Raw genomic sequence first — 22,291 nt, 5'->3', positions numbered from 1 at the left:
CATGGGACAGAAGGTTGCAATGCCAGAGGTAGAGTTGTCCGTGACGCATGTGATATGTGGGTTGCGAATTCCGGCTGATGATCGTGGGGTTTTCGGTGGCACGCAAAGGCAGAGTTCTTCCCTACAGCCGCGGCTATCGAAAAACGCCGAAGCTCGATATGGGTTTGCTGCCAAAGAAACGGCGGCGGTCCCCTCTCGATCCGCGCGTCTATCTGCGGGCGGTTATGGTAGCCGCCGCGGCTGGGCTTGTGCTGCTCCAGCTGCTGCCGGACAGCGCAATAGCGGTTCGACAGATCGTTCAGTCAGACGAGTGTCGAATCGTCTCGGTTACAGATGGCGACACGGTGCGCATCTGGTGCCCGTCCCGCGGGGTACAAAAGGTTCGGTTGTTGGGCTTCGACACGCCCGAGGTGTTCAGCTCGAGCTGTCTCTCGGAACTGGCGCGGGGGACTGCGGCGACCTGGTACCTTCGCTATGTTTTGCTGACGTCCAGCGAGACAACCATCGTTTTGCAGGGGTCAGACCGCTACCAGCGGCGCCTTGCGCAGGTCTTTGTGGACGGGAAACGACTATCAACTCTTATGATCAATGCGGGTCATGCCCGTCCCTATTCCGGCGGCAAGCGATCGGAATGGTGCGGCTGACCGTCAAGGAGGCCGCAGATGTTTGACAAGATCCTGATTGCCAATCGCGGCGAGATCGCCTGCCGTGTTATGGAAACCGCGCAGCGCATGGGCGTCGCCTGTGTTGCGGTCTATTCCGATGCCGATGCCGGTGCCAAACATGTGGCGATGGCGGATGAGGCGGTGCATATCGGCGGCCCTGCGCCCGCCGACAGCTACCTCAAGGGCGATGTGATCATCGCCGCCGCTTTGGAAACCGGTGCCCAGGCCATCCATCCCGGTTATGGCTTCCTGTCCGAGAACCCCGGTTTCGTGGACGCGGTCGAGGCGGCGGGGCTTACCTTCATCGGTCCCTCGGCCAGCGCGATCCGGGCCATGGGCCTCAAGGACGCCGCCAAGGCGCTGATGCACGAGGCGGGCGTGCCCGTTGTGCCCGGCTATCACGGTGACAATCAGGATCCCGAACATCTGGCGGGCGCCGCCGATACCATCGGTTACCCGGTGCTGATTAAGGCGGTCGCGGGCGGCGGCGGCAAGGGCATGCGCCTGGTCGAGCGTCCGCAGGATTTCGCCGCCGCGCTTGACAGCGCGCGGGGCGAGGCCAGCACCGCCTTTGGCAATGACGCGGTGCTGGTCGAGAAATTCGTCTCCAAGCCGCGCCATATCGAGGTGCAGGTATTCGGCGACGGCACCCATGCGGTGCATCTGTTCGAACGCGACTGCTCGCTGCAACGCCGCCACCAGAAGGTGATCGAGGAGGCGCCCGCGCCCGGGATGACCGAGGAGATGCGCGCCGCGATGGGGCAGGCGGGCGTGCGCGCCGCCGAGGCCATCGGCTACAAGGGTGCAGGGACTGTGGAATTCATCGTCGATGCCTCCGACGGGCTGCGTGCCGACCGGTTCTGGTTCATGGAGATGAACACTCGCCTGCAGGTCGAACATCCGGTGACCGAGGCGATCACCGGCGTCGATCTGGTGGAATGGCAGCTGCGTGTCGCTGCGGGCGAGAGCCTGCCCGCCCGGCAGGAGGAGCTGTCCATCACCGGCCATGCCTTTGAGGCGCGGCTTTATGCCGAGGACGTGCCCAAGGGCTTTCTGCCCGCCACCGGCACGCTCAGTCATCTGGCTTTTCCCGAGGGCTGCCGCGCCGACAGCGGCGTGCGTGCGGGCGACACCATCAGCCCCTGGTACGATCCGATGATCTCGAAGGTGATCGTGCACGGGCCGACCCGCGCAGTAGCGCTGTCGCGGCTCGACCGGGCGCTCGCGGGTACCCAGGTGGGCGGCACCGTCACTAACCTGGCCTTTCTTGGTGCGCTGACCCGGCATGCGGGCTTTGCTGCTGGCGATGTGGATACGGGCCTGATCGGGCGCGATATCGACGCGCTGGTCGCGGCCCCCGCGCCCGAGCCGCGCCATGTGGCCGCAGCCGCCATGGCGGTGCTGGGCCTTGCCGGGGATCAGGCCGAACAGGGCTTTACCCTCTGGGCGCCGCTGCACCGGGCGATCACGCTTGGCTGGCAGGGCGAGGAGCTTGCTGTCGATGTGCAGGTCGAGGGGCGCAATCGTCAGCTCTGGCAGGTCGGCGCGGATCAGGTGGTGGCCGAACGGCACGACGGGCGTTGGCGCATCGGCGGGCGGGCGATGCCCGATGTCTCGGTCGCGGGTGGGGTTGCCACAGTGTTCGACGGCTATGGTCTGCCCTTCGACATCATCGACCCGCTTGAGCGCGACAGCAGCGCCGGTGGCGACACAAATGTGGTGCTGGCGCCGATGCCGGGCTTGGTCAAGGCGGTGTTTGCCGCGGCCGGTCAGGCGGTGCAGGAGGGCGACCGTCTTGCCATCCTGGAGGCAATGAAGATGGAACATTCGCTGCTGGCTGCCCGCGACGGGGTGGTGGCCGAAGTGCTGGCCGAGGCTGGCGCCCAGGTCGAGGCCGGTGCCGCGCTGGTGCGTCTGGTCGAGGAAGAGGCTTGACGCGCCGCCGCGAACATGCGGCGTTGGAGCGAATGAACTGAGCGCAACGGGACGGGAGTGCGGCGATGGGCGACTGGGTCGAAATCTTCGAGATGGGGCCGCGTGACGGCCTGCAGAACGAGAAACGCGAGATTCCGGTGGCGGAGAAGGTGGCGCTGGTCGATTGCCTCAGCCGCGCCGGGTTCCGCCGGATCGAGGTGGCCAGCTTCGTCTCGCCGAAATGGGTGCCGCAGATGGCCGGGTCTGCCGAGGTGCTGTCCGGGATCACCCGCGCCGAGGGCGTGCGCTATGCGGCGCTGACCCCGAACATGCGCGGCTACGAGGATGCGCTGGCGGCGCGCGCCGATGAAATCGCGGTGTTTGCCTCGGCGTCCGAGGGGTTTTCCAAGGCCAATATCAACGCCTCCATCGAAGAGAGCATCGCGCGGTTCGAACCGATTCTCGAGGCCGCGCGCCATATCGACCTGCCGGTGCGGGGCTATGTCTCTTGCGTGACCGACTGCCCCTATGACGGGGCAGTGGCGCCCGAGAAGGTGGCCGAGGTGGCCGACCGGCTGTTCGCGCTCGGCTGTTACGAGATTTCGCTGGGCGACACGATCGGGCAGGCGACGCCGGACAAGATCGCGCGCATGCTGCTGGCGGTGCGCGAGCGGGTGCCGGTCTCGCGGCTGGCGGGGCATTACCACGACACGGCAGGGCGGGCGCTGGCCAATATCGACGCCTCGCTGGCGCTGGGCGTGCGGGTCTTCGATGCTGCCGTGGGCGGCTTGGGCGGCTGCCCCTATGCGCCGGGCGCGGCGGGCAATGTGGCGACCGAGGCGGTTGCGGCGCATCTGGAACGGCTGGGCTATCAGACCGGGCTCGACATGGATGTGATCGCCGAAGCGGCGGATATGGCGCGGGCCATGCGCACCGGGTGAGACCCGGAATTCTGCAAGAATTCCGGCCCGTTTTCCGTGCCGGAAAACGGTTCTGAAGGAGAGGTCATGTACGAAACCATCACCATCGACACGGATGCGCGCGGGGTTGCCACCCTGACGCTCGACCGGGCGGAGAAACACAATGCCATGTCGGCGCAGATGCTGGCCGATCTCAGCGCCGCCGCCGCCGGGCTAGCCGCGGACGACGCGGTGCGTGTCGTGGTGCTGACCGGCGCCGGAAAGAGCTTTTGCGCCGGGGGCGATCTGGGCTGGATGCAGGCGCAGATGGCTGCCGATGCCGAAACCCGCTTTGTCGAGGCACGCAAGCTGGCCGAGATGCTGCAGGCGCTCAACAGCCTGCCCAAGCCGTTGATCGGCGCGGTGCAGGGCAACGCCTTTGGCGGCGGTGTCGGCATGGCCAGCGTCTGCGATATCGCCATCGGGGTCGACACGCTCAAGATGGGCCTGACCGAGACCCGGCTGGGCATCATCCCCGCCACCATCGGCCCCTATGTCATTGCTCGCATGGGCGAGGCGCGCGCGCGCCGCGTCTTCATGTCGGGGCGCCTGTTCGGGGCCGCCGAAGCGGTGGAACTGGGTCTTCTGGCCCGCGCCGTGCCCGCCGATGGGCTTGCCGCCGCGATCGAGGCCGAGGTCACCCCCTATCTGGCCTGCGCGCCCGGCGCCGTCGCCTCGGCCAAGGCGCTGATCCGCGATCTGGGACCGCGCGTCGATGACGCCGTCATCGACCGCACGATCCGGGCGCTGGTCGACCGCTGGGAGACCGACGAGGCCCGCGAGGGAATCGGTGCCTTCTTCGACAAGCGCAAACCTGCATGGAACACTCAGGTTTGATCGCCCACCCCTCGCGGGCACCTGTCTGAAAACTTGCCTGAAAACCGATACCTGCCGCGTCGAAATAAGCGCGGCAGGACGCGTTCGTTCAGTTGACCCTCTGGTCGGGCGCGGGTAGAGAAGGTCCAGTCAACACGCCAATTGACGGCGCGTCCCCGACTGGGCGCGCAGGAAAGGAGCCACTCGTGGAAGAGCTGTTGCGGGAATACCTCCCGATCCTGGTGTTTCTGGCCGTCGCCGCTGGCCTGGGCCTTGTCCTGATTCTCGCCGCCGTCGTGCTGGCGGTCCGCAATCCCGATCCCGAAAAGGTCAGCGCCTATGAATGCGGCTTCAACGCATTCGATGATGCGCGGATGAAATTCGACGTCCGGTTCTATCTGGTCTCGATCCTGTTCATCATCTTCGATCTGGAAATCGCCTTCCTGTTTCCCTGGGCCGTCGGCTTCAAGGACATGAGCGATGTGGGCTTCTGGTCGATGATGGTGTTCCTGGGCGTGCTGACCATCGGCTTTGCCTATGAATGGAAGAAAGGGGCGCTGGAATGGCAGTGATGACGGGTGCCAACACCGCGGGCGTCGACAAGGAAGTCGCCACCCAGGCCCTGAACGCCGAGTTGCAGGACAAAGGGTTTCTGCTGACCTCGACCGAGGATATCATCAACTGGGCGCGTACCGGCTCGCTGCACTGGATGACCTTTGGTCTGGCCTGCTGCGCGGTCGAGATGATGCATACCTCGATGCCGCGCTATGACGCCGAACGGTTCGGCATCGCGCCGCGTGCGTCGCCGCGCCAGTCGGACGTAATGATCGTGGCCGGCACGCTGACCAACAAGATGGCGCCCGCGCTGCGCAAGGTCTATGACCAGATGCCCGAACCGCGTTACGTGATCTCGATGGGCTCCTGCGCCAATGGTGGCGGCTATTACCACTACAGCTATTCCGTGGTGCGCGGCTGTGACCGGATCGTTCCGGTCGACATCTATGTGCCCGGCTGCCCTCCGACCGCCGAGGCGCTGCTGTACGGTCTGTTGCAGCTGCAACGCAAGATCCGCCGCACCGGCACCATCGTGCGCTGAGGAGAGAGCCTGATGAGCGACGCACTCAGAGAACTGGGCACCCATCTGGAGCTGAAACGCGCCGATTGCATCCTGTCCTGGGATGTGACCTTTGGCGAGTTGAACGTGGATGTGGCGCCGTCGAACCTGGTCGATTTCGTGGATTTCCTGCGCTCGGACAGCAGCTGCCGCTTTTCGACGCTGGTCGATATCACCGCCGTTGACTATCCCGAACGGGCCAAGCGGTTCGACGTGGTCTATCACTTCCTCAGCATGTATCAGAACCAGCGCATCCGCCTGCGGGTCTCGATCCGCGAGGATGACATGGTGCCGTCGATCACCGATGTGCACCCCTCGGCCAACTGGTTCGAGCGCGAGGTGTTCGACATGTTCGGCATCCTGTTCACCGGCCACCCCGACCTGCGCCGCATCCTGACGGATTACGGGTTCCGGGGCTATCCGCTGCGCAAGGATTTCCCGACCACCGGCTATACCGAGGTCCGCTATGACGAGGCGGAAAAGCGGGTGGTCTACGAACCCGTCAGCCTGGTTCAGGAATACCGGCAGTTCGATTTCATGTCCCCCTGGGAAGGCGCCGATTACATCCTTCCGGGAGACGAGAAGAAAGAGGGGTAAGCCATGGAGTTCCTGATCTGGATTGCTTTGGTGGTTGCGACGGTCATCCCGATGATCAAGCTGCTGCCGCATTTCGGGATCAACCGGAACTGGGCCTTTGCCTGTGTGATCTCGCCGGTGGTCATCGTGCTGCTGTGGATCATGGCCATGAAGCTGCAAGAGATGGAGCGACGCTGACATGCTGACGATCCTGGGGGAACTGGCCGCGCTGGCGGCGCTGGGGCTGGCTCTGGCAGGGGCGGCGGCCAAGGCGGCTCAAGCGGAACGCGCCCGCGTGCGGGCCGCGGCAAAACGGAATGCGCGGGCGCGTCGCTGACGCCCGCATGGGCCGCGCCCGACAGGGCCGGTACGACACGACAAGCCGGGCAGGGCGCCCGGACAGGAGAGACAGATGATGGATGGCGGCAAGGGCTTCGAGGACGCGCTGACGGGCGAGCAGAAGATCCGCAACTTCAACATCAACTTCGGCCCCCAGCACCCGGCGGCGCACGGTGTGCTGCGGATGGTGCTGGAGCTTGACGGCGAGATCGTCGAACGCTGCGACCCTCATATCGGGCTGTTGCATCGCGGCACCGAAAAGCTGATGGAAAGCCGCACCTATCTGCAGAACCTGCCCTATTTCGACCGGCTCGACTATGTGGCGCCGATGAACCAGGAACATGCCTGGTGTCTTGCCATTGAAAAGCTGACGGGTGTCGAGGTGCCGCGCCGCGCCAGCCTGATCCGGGTGCTGTATTCGGAAATCGGCCGCATCCTGAACCACCTCTTGAACGTGACCACCCAGGCGATGGACGTGGGCGCGCTGACCCCGCCGCTGTGGGGGTTCGAAGAGCGTGAGAAGCTGATGGTGTTCTACGAGCGGGCCTGTGGCGCGCGCCTGCACGCGGCCTATTTCCGGCCCGGCGGCGTGCATCAGGACCTTCCCGACGCGCTGTTGGACGATATCGAGGCGTGGAGCCATACTTTCCCCAACGTGCTCGACGATATCGACGGTCTCTTGACCGAGAACCGCATTTTCAAGCAGCGCAACTGCGATATCGGCGTGGTGAGCGAGGAAGAGATCCTGCAATACGGCTTTTCCGGCGTGATGGTGCGCGGCTCGGGCCTGGCCTGGGATTTGCGCCGCGCGCAGCCCTATGAATGCTATGACGAGTTCGAGTTTCAGGTGCCGGTGGGCAAGAACGGCGACTGTTACGACCGCTACCTGTGCCGGATGGAAGAGATGCGCCAGTCGATCTCGATCATCCGTCAGGCCATCGCCAAGCTGCGCGACTGCCCCGGTGACGTGCTGGCGCGCGGCAAGCTGACGCCGCCCAAGCGCGGCGACATGAAGACCTCGATGGAAAGCCTGATCCATCACTTCAAGCTGTATACCGAAGGGTTCCACGTGCCCGCGGGCGAGGTCTATGCCGCCGTCGAGGCGCCGAAGGGCGAGTTTGGCGTCTATCTGGTCGCCGATGGCACCAACAAACCCTACCGGTCCAAGATCCGGGCGCCGGGCTATCTGCATCTTCAGGCGATGGACCATGTCGCCAGGGGCCACCAGCTGGCCGACGTCGCCGCCATCATCGGCACCATGGACATCGTGTTCGGGGAGATCGACAGATGAGCCCGATGCGATCCATTTTGACCGGGATGGGCATGCTGGCCGGGCTGGCCGCCTGTGAGGTTGCGCCCACGGGCGAGGGTAACACCGGCGTGATCACCGGTGAAATGCGCGCCGACTATCTGGACGCCGTGGCCAGTGTCGGCTGCGTGCTGCGGGACGAGCGCCAATACGGCGCGGTGGATTTTCAGGCGGGATTGAGCCGCGAGCAGACGCTGGCGATCACCGCGAATTATCTGTCTAGGGGCAAGGCGGAACGGGTGGCGGATGGCAATACCATCCGGATCAACACCGGTCCCTGCGCCGCGTAACGGGAACGAGAAGGACAAGAACACAATGCTACGCCGTCTGCATCCCGAACAGCCCGACAGCTTTGCCTTTACGCCCGCCAACCTGGCCTGGGCCGAGGCGCAGGTCACCAAGTTTCCCGAAGGCCGTCAGGCCAGCGCGGTCATCCCGCTGCTCTGGCGCGCACAGGAGCAGGAGGGCTGGCTGACCCGGCCCGCCATCGAAGCGGTCGCCGATATGCTGGGCATGGCCTATATCCGGGTTCTCGAAGTGGCCTCCTTCTACTTCATGTTCCAACTGCAACCGGTTGGAACCGTGGCGCATATCCAGATCTGTGGCACCACGTCCTGCATGATCTGCGGCGCCGAGGATCTGATCGCGGTCTGCAAGGAAAAGATCGCCGACAAGCCGCATACCCTGTCCGCCGATGGCAAGTTCAGCTGGGAAGAGGTTGAATGCCTCGGGTCCTGCACCAATGCGCCCATGGCCCAGATCGGCAAGGATTATTACGAAGACCTGACCGCCAAGCGGTTCGGCGAGCTTCTGGACGAGCTGGCTGCTGGCAAGGTGCCGGTGCCCGGCCCCCAGAACGGGCGTTACGCGTCGGAACCGCTCAAGGGTCTGACCAGCTTGACCGAATATGACAGTGGCAAGACCCGCTATAATGCCAGCGTGCAACTGGCCACCGATATCGGCGATACGGTCAAGCGGATCGACGGCACCGAAGTGCCGCTGCTGACGCCCTGGATCGGCAAGGACGGAACCGTCGCCAGCCGCGCGGGCAAGGTCAGCCCGCCGCCCGCACCCGCCGCCCCGAAACCGGCGGTCAAGCAGACCCCCAAGGCCGAGGCGAAACCCGCGCCCAAGCCCGAGGCCGAACCGGTGCTGAAACCCTCGGCCGCGCTGCCGGGTCAAGAGGAGCTGGCCGCCCGCAAGGGAAGCTGGCGGTATGAAGCACCTGCGGCAGAGGTCGCCCAAGCGGACGCAACCGGCGATGCCGGCGAGGAACAGCCGCTGACCCTGTCCGCCGCGCGCGAGGGCGGGGCCGACGACCTCAAGCTGCTCAAGGGCGTTGGGCCCAAGCTCGAAGGTCTGCTCAACGAGCTGGGCTTTTACCATTTCGACCAGGTCGCGGCCTGGACCCCGGCCCAGGTGGCCTGGGTCGATGCCCGCCTGACATTCAAGGGCCGGATCGAACGCGACGGCTGGATCGAACAGGCCCGCCAACTGGCGGCGGGCGAGGAAACGGAATTTGCCAAACGGGCGAAGAAGGACGGAATCTACGACGAATAACTGACAACAAGGAGACCACACCATGACGACCACGAAAGATAGAACGGCAGACACCGCGCGTGTCTGGAAACGGGCGGCCTATGGCGGGCTCGTGGTCGCAGGGGTGATCCTGGTGTTTGGTCAGACAAGTGTCACGACCGCCGTTATCGCCGGTGTGGTGGCCTTTGCCGCTGGCGGTTACCTTGGCGGACGGATGTCAGGCGCGGTGCAGGAGGCCCAGGAGCGGGCCGAACTGGCCACGCAAACCCCGGCCGAGGCCGCGCCAAGCGCCCCGGCGCCGATGGAACAAGCGCCGGTGGAACAAGCGCCGGTGGCAAGCGCGGCAGCGGAACCCGAGCCGGTCGCGGCCCAGGCCGAGGCCGCGGAAGAGATGAATTTGGTTCAGCCCTCCAAGGCCTTGCCGGGCGAAGCTGAACTGGCCGCGCGCAAGGGCACGTGGCGATATGAAGGAAACAGTGCCACGACGTGATCCGTGGCGCGCACTGGAAACATGGACGAGAAACTGGAACAGGTCATTGCCCGCAAGGGTCGCCATATCGCCTTGGTCATTGCGGTGACCATGGTGCTGTGGCTTGTCCTGTCGATGTTCATCGGTCCGGCGCTTGGGCTGCCGGGCCGATATGCGCTGCTGATCGATTTCGCGGCGCTTGCCGGGTTCATCTATGCGGTGATCAACATTTTTCAACTCTGGCGCCTGCGTCAGGATAGCCAAAGGTAGGCAGGAAGCATGCTGAAGGATCAGGACCGGATCTTTACCAATCTCTACGGGATGCACGACCGCACGCTGAAAGGCGCAATGGCACGCGGCCATTGGGACGGAACCGCCGGCATCATCGGCAAGGGGCGGGACTGGATCATCCAGCAGATGAAGGACAGCGGGCTGCGCGGGCGCGGCGGCGCGGGCTTTCCGACCGGTCTGAAATGGTCCTTCATGCCCAAGGAAAGCGATGGCCGCCCGTCCTATCTGGTGGTCAATGCCGACGAATCCGAGCCGGGCACCTGCAAGGACCGCGAGATCATGCGCCACGATCCGCATACGCTGATCGAAGGCTGCCTGATCGCCAGTTTCGCGATGAACGCAAACGCCTGCTATATCTACATTCGCGGCGAATACATCCGCGAGCGCGAGGCGCTGCAGGCCGCGATTGACGAGGCCTATGACGCGGGTCTCTTGGGCAAGAATGCCGCCAAATCCGGCTGGGATTTCGACCTCTACCTGCATCACGGTGCGGGCGCCTATATCTGCGGCGAGGAAACCGCGCTGATCGAAAGCCTCGAGGGCAAGAAGGGCATGCCCCGGATGAAACCGCCCTTTCCGGCGGGTGCGGGGCTTTATGGCTGCCCGACCACGGTCAACAACGTCGAATCCATCGCCGTCGTGCCCACCATCCTGCGGCGCGGACCGGAATGGTTCGCGGGCTTTGGCCGCCAGAACAACGCCGGCACCAAGCTGTTTGCCATCTCGGGCCATGTGAACAACCCCTGCGTGGTCGAAGAGGCGATGTCGATCTCGTTCGAGGAACTGATCGAGACCCATTGCGGCGGCATTCGCGGCGGCTGGGACAACTTGCTGGCCGTGATCCCGGGCGGCTCCTCGGTTCCCTGCGTGCGCGGGGAAAAGATGAAGGACGCGATCATGGATTTCGATTACCTGCGCGGCGAACTGGGCTCGGGCCTGGGCACGGCGGCGGTGATCGTGATGGACAAATCCACCGATATCGTGAAGGCGATCTGGCGCCTCAGCAAATTCTACAAGCATGAAAGCTGCGGCCAGTGTACCCCCTGCCGCGAGGGCACCGGCTGGATGATGCGGGTGATGGACCGTCTGGTGCGCGGCGAGGCCGAGCCGGAAGAGATCGACATGCTCTGGGACGTGACCAAGCAGGTCGAGGGCCACACCATCTGCGCCCTGGGCGATGCGGCGGCCTGGCCGATCCAGGGCCTGATCCGCAACTTCCGCGACGAGATCGAGGATCGCATCAAGGCACAGAAATCGGGCCGCATGGGCGCGATGGCGGCGGAGTGAACGTGATGAGCAACCCCACTGCCTCTCGCTTCCCCCAAAGGGCCGCTCTGGCCTTGTTGATCGGTGCGGTCGCCGCAACCGCGGCCTGCAACAGCACCAAGCGCGAGAACCGGCTTCTGTTTGGCGGGCATTTCTTTCCGGTCAAGGCCAAGCCGGTCGACAAGAAGGCGACGCTGTCGGTGTTCACGGTGACGGTGGACAAGGTCAGCCAGTCGTTTGACGACGCACGCGAGGCGGGTCGCCATGGCGGCATCTCGTATTGCATCGCCAATTACGGCAGTTCCAAGATCGACTGGCAGGTCGGCCCCGACAGCGAGCCCGCGCAGTTGCGGATCGAGGGGGACAAGATGACCTTTCAGGGCACCTGTCAGCGGCCATGAACGGGCGGTTGGCATATCCTTGCCGATCGGGCGCGCTGTTATTGAATAACAGGCCCGGCGTGCATCGGTCTGGATCTTCCAGACCGAAAGGACATGCCATGCTCAAATCCATCCTGACCGCTGCCGCAAGCCTTGCCATCGCAGCCTCGGCCGCTGCGGCCAAACCGCCCCTGCGCGAGGTGCCCGAGATCGCCGACGGCATCTTTACCATCGTGGTCGCCAACGAGATCCGCAAGAACTGCGACGAGATCGACGGGCGCCTGTTCAAGGGGATCGGCGAGATCCGCCGCCTGCGCGCCCGCGCCAACGAACTGGGCTATTCCGACAGCGAGATCCGCGCCGTGCTGGACAGCGACGTCGAAAAGGAACGGTTCCGCGACCGCGGACGGCAATACATGGCCAAACTGGGCCTCAACTATGACAAGCCGGGCGACCTGTGCCGACTGGGCCGGCTGGAAATTTCGAACAACAGCGCAATCGGCGCGCTACTGAGGGCGAATTAGATCATGTCTGACCTCCGCAAGATCAACATCGACGGGCACGAGATCGAAGTCGAGGGCGCGATGACCCTGATTCAGGCCTGCGAAGTGGCCGGGATCGAGGTGCCGCGCTTCTGCTATCACGAGCGTCTGTCGATCGCTGGCAATTGCCGGATGTGCCTGGTCGAGGTCGTGGGCGGCCCGCCGAAACCGGCGGCCTCCTGCGCGATGCAGGTGCGCGACCTGCGCCCGGGGCCGGAAGGCCAGCCGCCGGTGGTCAAGACCAACTCGCCCATGGTCAAGAAGGCCCGCGAAGGCGTGATGGAATTCCTGCTGATCAACCACCCGCTGGATTGCCCGATCTGCGATCAGGGCGGCGAATGCGACCTGCAGGATCAGGCGATGGCTTATGGCGTCGATTTCAGCCGCTTCCGCGAGGCCAAGCGCGCGGTGGACGATCTGGATCTGGGCCCGCTGGTCGGCACCGCGATGACCCGTTGCATCAGCTGCACGCGCTGCGTGCGCTTCACCACCGAGGTGGCGGGCATCACCCAGATGGGCCAGACCGGCCGGGGTGAGGATGCCGAGATCACCAGCTATCTGAACCAGACGCTGGACTCGAACCTTCAGGGCAACATCATCGACCTTTGCCCGGTGGGGGCGCTGACCTCGAAACCCTATGCGTTCACCGCCCGGCCCTGGGAGCTGACCAAGACCGAGAGCATCGACGTGATGGATGCGCTGGGGTCGAACATCCGCGTCGATACCAAGGGGCGCGAAGTGATGCGCATCCTGCCGCGCAACCATGACGGCGTGAACGAAGAGTGGATCAGCGACAAGACCCGTTTCGTCTGGGACGGGCTGCGCCGCCAGCGGCTCGACCGCCCCTATGTGCGTATCGATGGCAAGCTGAAGCCCGCCACCTGGCCCGAGGCGCTGAGCGCCGCTGCTACCGCGATGAAGGGCAAGAAACTTGCCGGCCTGATTGGCGATCTGGTCCCGGTCGAGGCCGCGTTTGCACTGAAACAGCTGGTCGAGGGGCAGGGCGGCAAGGTGGAATGCCGCGTCGACAATGCTCGCCTGCCGATCGGCAACCGGGGCGCCTATGTGGGCACCGCCGCCATCGAGGATATCGACGACGCCGATATGATCCTGCTGATCGGCACCAACCCGCGCGACGAGGCGCCGGTGCTGAACGCGCGTATCCGCAAGGCCTGGAGCCGCGGCGCCGAAGTGGCGCTGATCGGCCCCGCCGCCGATCTGACCTATGACTATTATCATGCCGGCACCGACCGGCAGGCGCTGGCCGACATGATCGCCGAGGGCGTCTCGGACGAGACCCGCGACAACAAGAAATCGCTGGTGATCGTGGGGCAGGGCGCCCTGCGCGAGGCCGATGGTCTGGCGGTTCTGGCCGCGGCGCAGAAGATGGCCGAAATCTCGGGCTCGGGCCTTTTGGTGCTGCACAGCGCGGCGGGTCGTGTGGGGGCCATGGATATCGGCGCGGTGACCGAGGGCGGCATCGAGGCCGCGATCGACGGGGCCGAGGTGATCTATAACCTGGGTGCCGACGAGGTCGAAATCGACGCCGGAGCCTTTGTTATCTATCAGGGCAGCCATGGCGACCGGGGCGCACATCGCGCCGACGTGATCCTGCCCGGCGCCGCCTATACCGAGGAAAACGGCCTGTTCGTCAACACCGAAGGGCGCCCGCAACTGGCGATGCGCGCGGGGTTTGCTCCGGGCGAGGCCAAGGAAAACTGGGCCATCCTGCGGGCGCTGAGCGCCGAGCTGGGCGCGACGCTGCCCTTTGATTCGCTGGCGCAGCTGCGTCAGGCGCTGGTGGCTGAGGTGCCGCATCTGGCGCAGATCGACCAGGTGCCGGAAAACGCGGTCGAGGCGCTGGAACAGGGCCCGCTGGGCACGGCCAGCTTCCGCATCGCGGTGGACGATTTCTATCTGTCCAACCCGATTGCCCGGGCCAGCGCCCTGATGGCGGAACTTTCGGCCGCCGCCAAGGCGCGCCGGGCGGAGAAGATCGCCGCAGAATGACCCGTCTCGCGCTCATATCGCCCCTGGCCCTGATGGCCTGCGCCGACCCGGCGCAGGATCAGGTGTCGCGTTTCGCGCCCCAATACATGGGTGTCGAAACCGCGCTGCTGGAAGGTGATCTGGTGCAATTCGGGGTGCGGATGAGCGGCGCGCGCAGCGTTGCCGATCTGGATGACTATGCCGAATGCGCGGCGGCCCAGTATGCCCTGATCCGGGGCTACGGCTTTGCGCGCCATTTGCGCACGAATGTGAACGAAAAGGGTGGCGTGTGGGCGGCGGATGCTGTTTACACCATCTCGCCATCCCTGCCGCGCGGGGCAAAGACCATCGACGCCGAAGTCGTGGTCGCGCACTGCGCCGAAAACGGAATACCCACGGTGTGAGGACCTATGGCTGAATTCTTTGACACCCCAGGCGGCATAGCCCTGATCATCCTGGCACAAGTGCTTGCGGTCGTTGCCTTTGTGATGATCTCGCTTCTCTTCCTCGTCTATGGCGACCGCAAGATCTGGGCCGCGGTCCAGATGCGCCGGGGCCCCAACGTGGTGGGCGTCTACGGCCTGCTGCAATCGGTGGCCGACGCGCTGAAATATGTGGTCAAGGAAGTGGTCATTCCCGCCGGCGCCGACCGGACGGTGTTCATCCTCGCGCCGATGACATCCTTTGTGCTGGCGATGATCGCCTGGGCGGTGATCCCGTTCAACGATGGCTGGGTGCTGAGCGATATCAACGTCGCCATCCTCTATGTGTTCGCCGTCTCCTCGCTCGAGGTTTACGGCGTGATCATGGGCGGCTGGGCCTCGAACTCGAAATACCCGTTCCTGGGCAGCCTGCGGTCCGCCGCGCAGATGATCTCTTACGAGGTCTCGATCGGCCTCATCATCATCGGGGTGATCTTGTCGACCGGGTCGATGAACTTCGGCGATATCGTGCGGGCGCAGGATACCGGCTGGGGCTTCTTCGGCTGGTACTGGCTGCCGCATTTCCCGATGGTCTTCCTGTTCTTCATCTCGGCGCTGGCCGAAACCAACCGCCCGCCCTTCGACCTGCCCGAGGCGGAATCGGAACTGGTCGCCGGTTATCAGGTCGAATACTCGGCCACGCCTTTCCTGCTGTTCATGGCAGGCGAATACATCGCCATCTTCCTGATGTGCGCGCTGACCTCGCTGCTGTTCTTCGGCGGCTGGCTGTCGCCGATCCCAGGCCTGCCCGATGGCGTGCTATGGATGGTCGCCAAGATGGCGTTCTTCTTCTTCATCTTCGCGATGGTAAAGGCCATCACGCCCCGCTACCGCTATGACCAGCTGATGCGGTTGGGCTGGAAAGTGTTCCTGCCGTTCAGCCTCGTCTGGGTGGTCTTCGTGGCCTTTGCGGCAAAATTCGACTGGTTCTGGGGTGCATTCGCCCGTTGGAGCGTAGGAGGCTGATATGTCAGATGGCGTAGATATCGATCTGAAAATCGAAATGCTGAGCACTCTGCAATCTCAGCTGGAGCGGGCGTGTTCCGAAGGACATGAAAGCCTCCCCTTGGGAAGCATCAGGAAAGACGTGCAAATCAACGTGTCTGATCCTTGCGCCGCATTGGAAACGGTGACCAAGCAGATTGACGCTCTGCAACAAGGAGAGCGGGAGATGAAGAAATGACCCAAATCGACTACACCCGCGCTGCCAAGTATTTCCTGCTGCAAGACTTCTGGGTCGGCATGAAGCTGGGCCTGAAGTATTTCTTCTCCCCGAAGGCGACCATCAACTACCCGCATGAAAAGGGCCCGCTGTCCCCTCGGTTCCGGGGTGAACACGCCCTGCGCCGCTATCCGAATGGCGAAGAGCGCTGCATCGCCTGTAAACTGTGCGAGGCGATCTGCCCGGCGCAGGCGATCACCATCGACGCCGAACCGCGCGAGGACGGTTCCCGCCGCACCACGCGCTATGACATCGACATGACCAAATGCATCTATTGCGGCTTCTGCCAGGAGGCCTGCCCGGTCGATGCCATCGTCGAGGGACCGAATTTCGAGTTCGCCACCGAAACCCGCGAAGAGCTGTTCTATGACAAGGAGAAACTCCTGTCGAACGGCGACCGCTGGGAGGCAGAGATCGCCCGCAACCTCGAACTGGACGCGCCTTACCGATGAAACCCGTCCTGCCGGATACCCTGTCCATTGCCCCTGGCAAGACGACCCCGCCGCTGGGGACGCTCTGGCTTGGCCCGCGCCTGCCGCGGATGGAGACCATGTGCATGCTGAACATGGTCCGGGCCGGTTGGGATGTGACCCTGTTCGGGTATCAGAGACCGGAAAACCTGCCTTCGGACATCCCCTTCCGGGATGCTCGTGAGGTGATGGAGCGGGACCTCTCGGACCGCGCCGTCGAAGGCGCGCGCGCCCTGCCGGGTGCCATGGCGGCAGATATCTTCCGTCTGCACATGATCCGGCAGGAAAACATGGCCTGGGTCGACAGCGATTTCCTGCCCGTCTCGAACCGGTTCCCGGATATCCGACGCTCGTTCTTTGCGGTCAACGACAATCTGCCCGCCAACACGACCATGTATTTCGCCCCCGACGATCCGGTCTTGCTCGACTATATCGCCGCTGTCGAAGACGAATTCCCCGAGCCGCAGCCGTTCTATGGCGCGCAGGTCAATGCCCGTATCCGCGAGTTGCGCCGCACCGACACGCCGATGCATCGCGGCCAGATGCATGCGCGCCGCTATAGCGGCCCCTTCGTGCTGCGGCATCTGTTGCAGATCCATAACCGGACCGGCGAGGCGTTGGCCGAGGATGTGATCTTTCCGATCCAGTATTCGAACAAGAGCCAGTTCTGGGACCCCTACGAAGTGGCCGCGCGTTCCTTCAGCGAGCGCACCTGGGCGGTGCATCTCTGGGGCAGCAGAATCCGCGGTCAGATGGAAGAGCGCGAGGCCGATCCGGGATCGTTCCTGGGGTATTTTCTGGCCGAGGTCGGGATGGGCAAACCACAAGCCAAAAGAGGTGTTGCATGACCGACATGTCGAAACTGTTCGAGCAGTTGATTGAGCAGAGCCAGGCCATGGCCAAGGCGGTCAACCCGGGCTTCGAGAATTTCTCGCCCTCCGAGGCCTTCAAGGGGTTCGAGGCGATGTGGCCCACCATGCCCAAAGAGGTGATGGAGCTGATGTTCGGCAACACCGTCAACAAGGACGGGCTGGATGCCAAGACCCGGCTGCTGCTGACGCTGGCAGGGTTGACCTGTCAGGGTGCGCAGGCCGATACGGCCGTGCGCCAGACCGTGCGCCACGCGCTGGAAGCGGGGGCAAGGAAACAAGAGATCGTGGAAACGATCGGGCAGATGTCGGTCTTTGCCGGCATTCCGGCCATGACCCGTGCGCTGAACCTGGCGCAAGAGGTCATGGGCGATAATGGGGACGATGATCAATGAGCGTGTTTGCGTTTTACCTCTTTGCCATCAGCGCCATCACCGGCGGGCTGTTCACCGTGATCAGCCGCCAGCCGGTGCATTCGGTTCTGTGGCTCATCCTGGCCTTCATCTCGTCGGCGGGGCTGTTCGTGCTGTTGGGGGCCGAGTTCGTGGCCATGCTTCTGGTCATCGTCTATGTGGGCGCGGTCGCGGTGCTGTTCCTGTTCGTCGTCATGATGCTGGACGTGGATTTCGCCGAGCTGAAGGCCGAGATGGCGCGCTATATGCCACTGGCCTTGCTGATCGGGCTGGTGATCCTGATGCAGTTTGTCATGGCCTATGGCGCCTGGGAAACCGCCGAAGGCGCGGCCGGGCATCTGGCCCAGCCGATGCCGGCGGATCGCCACAATACCGAGGCCCTGGGCCTTATCATTTATGACCAGTATTTCCTTCTGTTCCAGCTTGCCGGTCTGATCCTGCTGGTGGCGATGATTGGCGCGATCGTGCTGACCCTGCGCCACCGTCAGGACGTCAAGCGCCAGGACATCGTCGCGCAGATGATGCGCGACCCGGCCAAAGCGATGGAACTCAAGGACGTGAAACCGGGGCAGGGGCTGTGAGCGACCCGATTTTTTGCAAAAAAATCGGCCCGAAATCTTTGCAAGATTTCGGTGCCGCGCGAAGGACAGGATGGACGAATGATCGGACTTGAACATTATCTAACGGTCGCGGCGACGTTGTTCGTCATCGGCATTTTCGGTCTGTTCCTGAACCGCAAGAACGTGATCGTTCTGCTGATGAGCATCGAACTGATGCTTCTGGCGGTGAACATCAACCTGGTGGCCTTTTCGTCCTTTCTGGGCGATCTGGTCGGGCAGGTCTTCACGCTCTTCGTGCTGACCGTGGCCGCCGCCGAGGCCGCCATCGGTCTGGCCATCCTCGTCTGTTTCTTCCGCAACCGCGGCACCATCGACGTCGAAGACGTCAACGTGATGAAGGGGTAAGGGATCATGGAAACAACCATCCTCTTTGCCCCGCTTGTGGGCGCCATTCTCTGCGGGTTCGGCTGGAAGTTCATCGGCGAAAAGGCCGCCATGTGGACTGCCACGGGCCTGTTGTTCCTGGCCTGCGCGCTCAGCTGGATCGTCTTTCTGGGCTTTGACGGGCACACCCAGCAGATCGAGATCCTGCGCTGGATCGAGAGCGGGTCGCTCTCGACCTCGTGGTCGATCCGCCTTGACCGGCTGACCGCGATCATGCTGATCGTGGTCACCACCGTCTCCGCACTCGTGCATCTCTACAGCTTTGGCTACATGGATCACGACCCGCAGTGGCGCACCGGCGAAAGCTACAAACCGCGCTTCTTTGCCTATCTGTCCTTCTTCACCTTCGCCATGCTGATGCTGGTGACGGCGGACAACCTGGTGCAGATGTTCTTTGGCTGGGAGGGCGTGGGCGTCGCCTCGTACCTGCTGATCGGGTTCTACTATCGCAAACCCAGCGCCAATGCGGCGGCGATGAAGGCTTTCATCGTCAACCGGGTAGGTGACTTCGGCTTTGCGCTGGGTATCTTTGCCCTGTTCTTCCTGGTCGACAGCATCAACTTCTCGGATATCTTCGCGGCCGTGCCGACGCTGGCCGAAACGCAGCTGACCTTCCTGTGGCGCGAATGGAACGCGGCCGAGGTGATCGGCGTGCTGCTCTTCATCGGCGCGATGGGCAAGTCGGCGCAGTTGATCCTGCACACCTGGCTGCCCGACGCGATGGAAGGCCCGACCCCGGTGTCGGCGCTGATCCACGCGGCGACCATGGTGACCGCGGGTGTGTTCCTGGTCTGCCGCATGTCGCCGCTCTATGAATTTGCGCCGGGTGCGGCCGGGTTCATCACCGTGCTGGGCGCCACCACCGCGTTCTTTGCCGCGACCGTGGGTCTGGTGCAGACCGACATCAAGCGGGTGATCGCCTATTCGACCTGTTCGCAGCTGGGCTACATGTTCGTGGCCGCGGGTGTGGGCATGTATTCGGCGGCGATGTTCCACCTGTTCACGCATGCCTTCTTCAAGGCGCTTTTGTTCCTCGGCGCCGGCTCGGTCATCCATGCGATGCATCACGAGCAGGACATGACGAACTATGGCGCGCTGCGCAAAAAAATCCCCTATACGTTCTGGGCGATGATGATCGGTACGCTGGCCATCACCGGTGTCGGCATCCCGCTGACCACCATCGGCTTTGCCGGGTTCCTGTCCAAGGACGCGATCATCGAAAGCGCCTATGCAGGCGGGTCGGCCTATGGCTTCTGGCTGCTGGTGATCGCCGCGTTCATGACATCGTTCTACAGCTGGCGGCTGATGTTCCTGACTTTCTATGGCGAGGCGCGGGGCGACAAGCATACCCATGATCACGCCCATGAAAGCCCCAAGGTGATGCTGGTGCCGCTGGGCGTGCTCAGCCTGGGCGCGGTGTTTGCAGGCATGATCTGGTACGGCAACTTCTTTGGCCATGCGGATCAGGTGGGCAAGTTCTATGGCATCCCCGTGGCCGAGGCCGCGGCGGGTGGCCAGGACGCGGCCCATGGCGCCTCGGACAGTGACACCGTCACCACCAGCGAGGCGGCCCATGGCAGCGACGACGCCGGTCACGGCGGAGAAGCGGCCCACGCGGTGGCCGAGGGCGCGCATCACGCAGCCTTTGCCGGGGCACCGGGCGACGGGGCGCTGTATTTCGGTCCCGACAACCATGTGCTGGACGATGCCCACGCGGCCCCGAAATGGGTCAAGGTCTCGCCCTTCATCGCCATGGTACTGGGTCTGGCGCTGGCCTACCTGTTCTACATCGTCAATCCCGAGCTGCCCAAGCGGCTGGCGGCCAATCAGCGTCCGCTCTACCTGTTCCTCAAGAACAAGTGGTATTTCGACGAGATCTACGACGCTATCTTTGTCCGCCCGGCGCTGGCCCTGGGTCGGCTCCTGTGGAAACGCGGTGACGGCGGCACGATCGACGGCTTCCTGAACGGCGTCGCAATGGGCGTGGTGCCCTATTTCACCCGCCTCGCGGGCAAGGCGCAGTCGGGCTACATCTTTACTTACGCTTTCTGGATGGTTCTGGGCATCGCTGCCCTGGTCACCTGGATGTCGATCGGCGGGGGCGCACACTGATGGACAACATCCTTTCCATTGTCACCTTCATCCCGGCCCTGGCCGCGGCAATCCTGGCCGTGTTCCTGCGGGGCGAGGACGCTGCAGCCCAGCGCAATGCCAAATGGGTGGCGCTGTTTGCGACGACCGTGACCTTCCTTGTGTCCATCGGCATCTATACCGGCTTTGATCCGGCCGACACCGGCTTCCAGATGGTGGAAGAGGGCGAATGGCTGATGGGGCTGAAATACAAGATGGGCGTCGACGGGATCAGCGTTCTCTTCGTGCTGCTGACCACCTTCATCATGCCGCTGACCATCCTGGCCAGCTGGGAGGTGACGACCCGCGTCAAGGAATACATGATCGCCTTCCTGCTGCTGGAAACGCTCATGCTGGGCGTGTTCATGGCGCTCGACCTGGTGCTGTTCTACCTGTTCTTCGAGGCGGGCCTGATCCCGATGTTCCTGATCATCGGGATCTGGGGCGGCAAGGAACGCATCTATGCCTCCTTCAAGTTCTTCCTCTACACCTTCCTCGGCTCGGTGCTGATGCTGGTGGCGATGGTGTCCATGTATGTGGATGCCGGCACCACCGATATCGCGCTGCTGATGAAGCATCAGTTCTCGTCCGAGAGCTTCAGCCTGCTTGGCGTGCATGTGCTGGGCGGGGCGCAGACCCTGATGTTCCTGGCCTTCTTCGCCAGCTTTGCGGTCAAGATGCCGATGTGGCCGGTGCATACCTGGTTGCCTGACGCTCACGTGCAGGCGCCGACCGCCGGTTCGGTGGTGCTGGCCGCGATCCTGTTGAAGATGGGGGGTTACGGCTTCCTGCGCTTCAGCCTGCCGATGTTCCCGGTGGGGGCAGAAGTGATGACAGACCTGATCCTGTGGCTCTCGGCCATCGCGGTTGTCTACACCTCGCTTGTGGCGATGGTGCAGGAGGACATGAAAAAGCTGATCGCCTATTCCTCGGTTGCGCATATGGGCTTTGTCACCATGGGCATCTTTGCCGCCAACCAGCAGGGTGTCGACGGGGCGATCTTTCAGATGCTCAGCCACGGCTTCATCTCGGCGGCGCTGTTCCTCTGTGTCGGCGTGATCTATGACCGGATGCATACCCGCGACATCGACGCCTATGGCGGTTTGGTGAACCGGATGCCGACCTATGCCCGCGTGTTCATGCTGTTCACCATGGCCAATGTAGGCCTGCCGGGCACCAGCGGCTTCATCGGTGAATTCCTGACCCTGATGGGCACCTTCCAGAAGAACACCTGGGTCGCGGCGGTTGCCGCCTCGGGCGTGATCTTCTCGGCGGGTTATGCGCTGTGGCTCTATCGCCGTGTGGTGTTCGGGGACCTGATCAAGGAAAGCCTGAAGGCGATCACCGACATGACCTCGCGCGAGCGCGCCATCTTTGCGCCGCTGATCGTGATGACCATCCTGCTGGGGGTCTATCCCGCGCTGGTCACCGATATCATCGGGCCGTCGACCGCTGCGCTGATTTCGAACTTTGACACGGCCCTGGCCGCGGCCGAGACCGCGACCCAGGTCGCATCGCATTAAGGGAGCTTTG

General features: G+C 63.7%; 28 protein-coding genes. All 28 read left to right on the top strand.

What is annotated here, in order from left to right; all coding sequences use genetic code 11:
* The first annotated feature begins 77 nt into the window (after nucleotides 1-77).
* Nucleotides 78-644 carry a thermonuclease family protein gene (locus SPO_RS22270; protein ID WP_011048489.1) on the top strand — a complete coding sequence of 189 codons (567 nt, stop codon included), beginning with the start codon at nucleotides 78-80 and terminating at the stop codon, nucleotides 642-644.
* A gap of 18 nt (nucleotides 645-662) precedes the next feature.
* Nucleotides 663-2,600, top strand: a complete 1,938-nt coding sequence (locus SPO_RS14165) for an acetyl/propionyl/methylcrotonyl-CoA carboxylase subunit alpha (protein WP_011048488.1) — start codon at nucleotides 663-665, stop codon at nucleotides 2,598-2,600.
* Nucleotides 2,601-2,665: 65 nt separating this feature from the next.
* Nucleotides 2,666-3,520, top strand: a complete 855-nt coding sequence (locus SPO_RS14160) for a hydroxymethylglutaryl-CoA lyase (protein WP_011048487.1) — start codon at nucleotides 2,666-2,668, stop codon at nucleotides 3,518-3,520.
* Nucleotides 3,521-3,586: 66 nt separating this feature from the next.
* Nucleotides 3,587-4,375 (top strand): crotonase/enoyl-CoA hydratase family protein, encoded by a 789-nt coding sequence (locus SPO_RS14155; RefSeq protein ID WP_011048486.1) that lies wholly within the window; start codon nucleotides 3,587-3,589, stop codon nucleotides 4,373-4,375.
* 185 nt (nucleotides 4,376-4,560) lie between these two features.
* Nucleotides 4,561-4,926 carry an NADH-quinone oxidoreductase subunit A gene (locus tag SPO_RS14150; protein WP_011048485.1) on the top strand — a complete coding sequence of 122 codons (366 nt, stop codon included), beginning with the start codon at nucleotides 4,561-4,563 and terminating at the stop codon, nucleotides 4,924-4,926.
* Nucleotides 4,917-5,450, top strand: coding sequence for a NuoB/complex I 20 kDa subunit family protein (locus SPO_RS14145; RefSeq protein WP_030003237.1), 534 nt, complete (start codon nucleotides 4,917-4,919; stop codon nucleotides 5,448-5,450). The genes SPO_RS14150 and SPO_RS14145 overlap by 10 nt, the downstream gene beginning before the upstream one ends.
* Nucleotides 5,451-5,462: 12 nt before the next feature.
* Complete coding sequence (locus SPO_RS14140) at nucleotides 5,463-6,065, top strand: NADH-quinone oxidoreductase subunit C (protein WP_011048483.1); 603 nt, start codon at nucleotides 5,463-5,465, stop codon at nucleotides 6,063-6,065.
* Between the two features lie 3 nt (nucleotides 6,066-6,068).
* Nucleotides 6,069-6,242: a hypothetical protein gene (locus tag SPO_RS23215; RefSeq protein ID WP_044028554.1), complete on the top strand. Its 174-nt coding sequence runs from the start codon at nucleotides 6,069-6,071 to the stop codon at nucleotides 6,240-6,242.
* A 1-nt stretch (nucleotide 6,243) separates the two neighbouring features.
* Nucleotides 6,244-6,381, top strand: coding sequence for a hypothetical protein (locus SPO_RS23210; protein ID WP_011048482.1), 138 nt, complete (start codon nucleotides 6,244-6,246; stop codon nucleotides 6,379-6,381).
* Between the two features lie 78 nt (nucleotides 6,382-6,459).
* Entirely contained in the window at nucleotides 6,460-7,674 is a 1,215-nt protein-coding gene (locus tag SPO_RS14130) for an NADH-quinone oxidoreductase subunit D (protein ID WP_144084070.1), read from the top strand.
* On the top strand, nucleotides 7,671-7,982 hold the full coding sequence (locus tag SPO_RS14125) for a hypothetical protein (RefSeq protein WP_011048480.1): 312 nt from the start codon (nucleotides 7,671-7,673) through the stop codon (nucleotides 7,980-7,982). Before SPO_RS14130 ends, SPO_RS14125 begins: the two co-directional genes overlap by 4 nt.
* 25 nt (nucleotides 7,983-8,007) lie before the next feature.
* Entirely contained in the window at nucleotides 8,008-9,252 is a 1,245-nt protein-coding gene (locus SPO_RS14120) for an NADH-quinone oxidoreductase subunit E (protein WP_011048479.1), read from the top strand.
* Nucleotides 9,253-9,274: 22 nt separating this feature from the next.
* Nucleotides 9,275-9,721 carry a hypothetical protein gene (locus SPO_RS14115; protein WP_011048478.1) on the top strand — a complete coding sequence of 149 codons (447 nt, stop codon included), beginning with the start codon at nucleotides 9,275-9,277 and terminating at the stop codon, nucleotides 9,719-9,721.
* 21 nt (nucleotides 9,722-9,742) lie between these two features.
* Nucleotides 9,743-9,970, top strand: coding sequence for a DUF5337 domain-containing protein (locus SPO_RS14110; protein WP_044028549.1), 228 nt, complete (start codon nucleotides 9,743-9,745; stop codon nucleotides 9,968-9,970).
* Between the two features lie 9 nt (nucleotides 9,971-9,979).
* The gene (nuoF, locus tag SPO_RS14105) at nucleotides 9,980-11,278 is read left to right on the top strand and encodes an NADH-quinone oxidoreductase subunit NuoF (RefSeq protein ID WP_011048476.1); all 1,299 of its coding nucleotides are present in this window, start codon (nucleotides 9,980-9,982) and stop codon (nucleotides 11,276-11,278) included.
* Between the two features lie 5 nt (nucleotides 11,279-11,283).
* Entirely contained in the window at nucleotides 11,284-11,658 is a 375-nt protein-coding gene (locus tag SPO_RS14100) for a hypothetical protein (RefSeq protein ID WP_044029300.1), read from the top strand.
* Between the two features lie 98 nt (nucleotides 11,659-11,756).
* Entirely contained in the window at nucleotides 11,757-12,161 is a 405-nt protein-coding gene (locus SPO_RS14095; RefSeq protein ID WP_044028547.1) for a DUF5333 domain-containing protein, read from the top strand.
* A gap of 3 nt (nucleotides 12,162-12,164) precedes the next feature.
* The gene (nuoG, locus tag SPO_RS14090) at nucleotides 12,165-14,189 is read left to right on the top strand and encodes an NADH-quinone oxidoreductase subunit NuoG (RefSeq protein ID WP_011048473.1); all 2,025 of its coding nucleotides are present in this window, start codon (nucleotides 12,165-12,167) and stop codon (nucleotides 14,187-14,189) included.
* Nucleotides 14,186-14,572, top strand: a complete 387-nt coding sequence (locus SPO_RS14085; RefSeq protein ID WP_011048472.1) for a hypothetical protein — start codon at nucleotides 14,186-14,188, stop codon at nucleotides 14,570-14,572. The genes nuoG and SPO_RS14085 overlap by 4 nt, the downstream gene beginning before the upstream one ends.
* Nucleotides 14,573-14,578: 6 nt before the next feature.
* Nucleotides 14,579-15,616, top strand: coding sequence for an NADH-quinone oxidoreductase subunit NuoH (nuoH, locus tag SPO_RS14080; protein WP_011048471.1), 1,038 nt, complete (start codon nucleotides 14,579-14,581; stop codon nucleotides 15,614-15,616).
* Nucleotide 15,617: 1 nt separating this feature from the next.
* Nucleotides 15,618-15,833, top strand: coding sequence for a hypothetical protein (locus SPO_RS14075; protein ID WP_011048470.1), 216 nt, complete (start codon nucleotides 15,618-15,620; stop codon nucleotides 15,831-15,833).
* A complete protein-coding gene (gene nuoI / locus SPO_RS14070; protein ID WP_011048469.1) occupies nucleotides 15,830-16,324 on the top strand; it encodes an NADH-quinone oxidoreductase subunit NuoI in 495 nt (164 codons plus the stop codon). Before SPO_RS14075 ends, nuoI begins: the two co-directional genes overlap by 4 nt.
* Nucleotides 16,321-17,190, top strand: a complete 870-nt coding sequence (locus SPO_RS14065; RefSeq protein ID WP_011048468.1) for a hypothetical protein — start codon at nucleotides 16,321-16,323, stop codon at nucleotides 17,188-17,190. Before nuoI ends, SPO_RS14065 begins: the two co-directional genes overlap by 4 nt.
* On the top strand, nucleotides 17,187-17,606 hold the full coding sequence (locus tag SPO_RS14060) for a carboxymuconolactone decarboxylase family protein (RefSeq protein ID WP_011048467.1): 420 nt from the start codon (nucleotides 17,187-17,189) through the stop codon (nucleotides 17,604-17,606). Before SPO_RS14065 ends, SPO_RS14060 begins: the two co-directional genes overlap by 4 nt.
* A complete protein-coding gene (locus tag SPO_RS14055) occupies nucleotides 17,603-18,205 on the top strand; it encodes an NADH-quinone oxidoreductase subunit J (protein ID WP_011048466.1) in 603 nt (200 codons plus the stop codon). Before SPO_RS14060 ends, SPO_RS14055 begins: the two co-directional genes overlap by 4 nt.
* Before the next feature lie 78 nt (nucleotides 18,206-18,283).
* Nucleotides 18,284-18,589, top strand: a complete 306-nt coding sequence (nuoK, locus tag SPO_RS14050) for an NADH-quinone oxidoreductase subunit NuoK (RefSeq protein WP_011048465.1) — start codon at nucleotides 18,284-18,286, stop codon at nucleotides 18,587-18,589.
* Nucleotides 18,590-18,595: 6 nt separating this feature from the next.
* Nucleotides 18,596-20,740 (top strand): NADH-quinone oxidoreductase subunit L, encoded by a 2,145-nt coding sequence (gene nuoL / locus SPO_RS14045; protein WP_011048464.1) that lies wholly within the window; start codon nucleotides 18,596-18,598, stop codon nucleotides 20,738-20,740.
* On the top strand, nucleotides 20,740-22,281 hold the full coding sequence (locus SPO_RS14040; protein WP_011048463.1) for an NADH-quinone oxidoreductase subunit M: 1,542 nt from the start codon (nucleotides 20,740-20,742) through the stop codon (nucleotides 22,279-22,281). Before nuoL ends, SPO_RS14040 begins: the two co-directional genes overlap by 1 nt.
* Nucleotides 22,282-22,291: the final 10 nt, after the last annotated feature.

The organism is Ruegeria pomeroyi DSS-3 (assembly GCF_000011965.2).
In the GTDB taxonomy this organism is placed as follows: domain Bacteria; phylum Pseudomonadota; class Alphaproteobacteria; order Rhodobacterales; family Rhodobacteraceae; genus Ruegeria_B; species Ruegeria_B pomeroyi.
This window is presented reverse-complemented; position numbering and strand designations above follow the sequence as displayed.

Excerpts from the sequence above, each read along its gene's own strand:
- SPO_RS22270 (WP_011048489.1), top strand. The coding sequence starts at position 78 with ATGATCGTGGGGTTTTCGGTGGCACGCAAAGGCAGAGTTCTTCCCTAC.
- SPO_RS14165 (WP_011048488.1), top strand. The coding sequence starts at position 663 with ATGTTTGACAAGATCCTGATTGCCAATCGCGGCGAGATCGCCTGCCGT.
- SPO_RS14160 (WP_011048487.1), top strand. The coding sequence starts at position 2,666 with ATGGGCGACTGGGTCGAAATCTTCGAGATGGGGCCGCGTGACGGCCTG.
- SPO_RS14155 (WP_011048486.1), top strand. The coding sequence starts at position 3,587 with ATGTACGAAACCATCACCATCGACACGGATGCGCGCGGGGTTGCCACC.
- SPO_RS14145 (WP_030003237.1), top strand. The coding sequence starts at position 4,917 with ATGGCAGTGATGACGGGTGCCAACACCGCGGGCGTCGACAAGGAAGTC.
- SPO_RS14140 (WP_011048483.1), top strand. The coding sequence starts at position 5,463 with ATGAGCGACGCACTCAGAGAACTGGGCACCCATCTGGAGCTGAAACGC.
- SPO_RS23215 (WP_044028554.1), top strand. The coding sequence starts at position 6,069 with ATGGAGTTCCTGATCTGGATTGCTTTGGTGGTTGCGACGGTCATCCCG.
- SPO_RS23210 (WP_011048482.1), top strand. The coding sequence starts at position 6,244 with ATGCTGACGATCCTGGGGGAACTGGCCGCGCTGGCGGCGCTGGGGCTG.
- SPO_RS14130 (WP_144084070.1), top strand. The coding sequence starts at position 6,460 with ATGGATGGCGGCAAGGGCTTCGAGGACGCGCTGACGGGCGAGCAGAAG.
- SPO_RS14125 (WP_011048480.1), top strand. The coding sequence starts at position 7,671 with ATGAGCCCGATGCGATCCATTTTGACCGGGATGGGCATGCTGGCCGGG.
- SPO_RS14120 (WP_011048479.1), top strand. The coding sequence starts at position 8,008 with ATGCTACGCCGTCTGCATCCCGAACAGCCCGACAGCTTTGCCTTTACG.
- SPO_RS14115 (WP_011048478.1), top strand. The coding sequence starts at position 9,275 with ATGACGACCACGAAAGATAGAACGGCAGACACCGCGCGTGTCTGGAAA.
- SPO_RS14110 (WP_044028549.1), top strand. The coding sequence starts at position 9,743 with ATGGACGAGAAACTGGAACAGGTCATTGCCCGCAAGGGTCGCCATATC.
- nuoF (WP_011048476.1), top strand. The coding sequence starts at position 9,980 with ATGCTGAAGGATCAGGACCGGATCTTTACCAATCTCTACGGGATGCAC.
- SPO_RS14100 (WP_044029300.1), top strand. The coding sequence starts at position 11,284 with ATGAGCAACCCCACTGCCTCTCGCTTCCCCCAAAGGGCCGCTCTGGCC.
- SPO_RS14095 (WP_044028547.1), top strand. The coding sequence starts at position 11,757 with ATGCTCAAATCCATCCTGACCGCTGCCGCAAGCCTTGCCATCGCAGCC.
- nuoG (WP_011048473.1), top strand. The coding sequence starts at position 12,165 with ATGTCTGACCTCCGCAAGATCAACATCGACGGGCACGAGATCGAAGTC.
- SPO_RS14085 (WP_011048472.1), top strand. The coding sequence starts at position 14,186 with ATGACCCGTCTCGCGCTCATATCGCCCCTGGCCCTGATGGCCTGCGCC.
- nuoH (WP_011048471.1), top strand. The coding sequence starts at position 14,579 with ATGGCTGAATTCTTTGACACCCCAGGCGGCATAGCCCTGATCATCCTG.
- SPO_RS14075 (WP_011048470.1), top strand. The coding sequence starts at position 15,618 with ATGTCAGATGGCGTAGATATCGATCTGAAAATCGAAATGCTGAGCACT.
- nuoI (WP_011048469.1), top strand. The coding sequence starts at position 15,830 with ATGACCCAAATCGACTACACCCGCGCTGCCAAGTATTTCCTGCTGCAA.
- SPO_RS14065 (WP_011048468.1), top strand. The coding sequence starts at position 16,321 with ATGAAACCCGTCCTGCCGGATACCCTGTCCATTGCCCCTGGCAAGACG.
- SPO_RS14060 (WP_011048467.1), top strand. The coding sequence starts at position 17,187 with ATGACCGACATGTCGAAACTGTTCGAGCAGTTGATTGAGCAGAGCCAG.
- SPO_RS14055 (WP_011048466.1), top strand. The coding sequence starts at position 17,603 with ATGAGCGTGTTTGCGTTTTACCTCTTTGCCATCAGCGCCATCACCGGC.
- nuoK (WP_011048465.1), top strand. The coding sequence starts at position 18,284 with ATGATCGGACTTGAACATTATCTAACGGTCGCGGCGACGTTGTTCGTC.
- nuoL (WP_011048464.1), top strand. The coding sequence starts at position 18,596 with ATGGAAACAACCATCCTCTTTGCCCCGCTTGTGGGCGCCATTCTCTGC.
- SPO_RS14040 (WP_011048463.1), top strand. The coding sequence starts at position 20,740 with ATGGACAACATCCTTTCCATTGTCACCTTCATCCCGGCCCTGGCCGCG.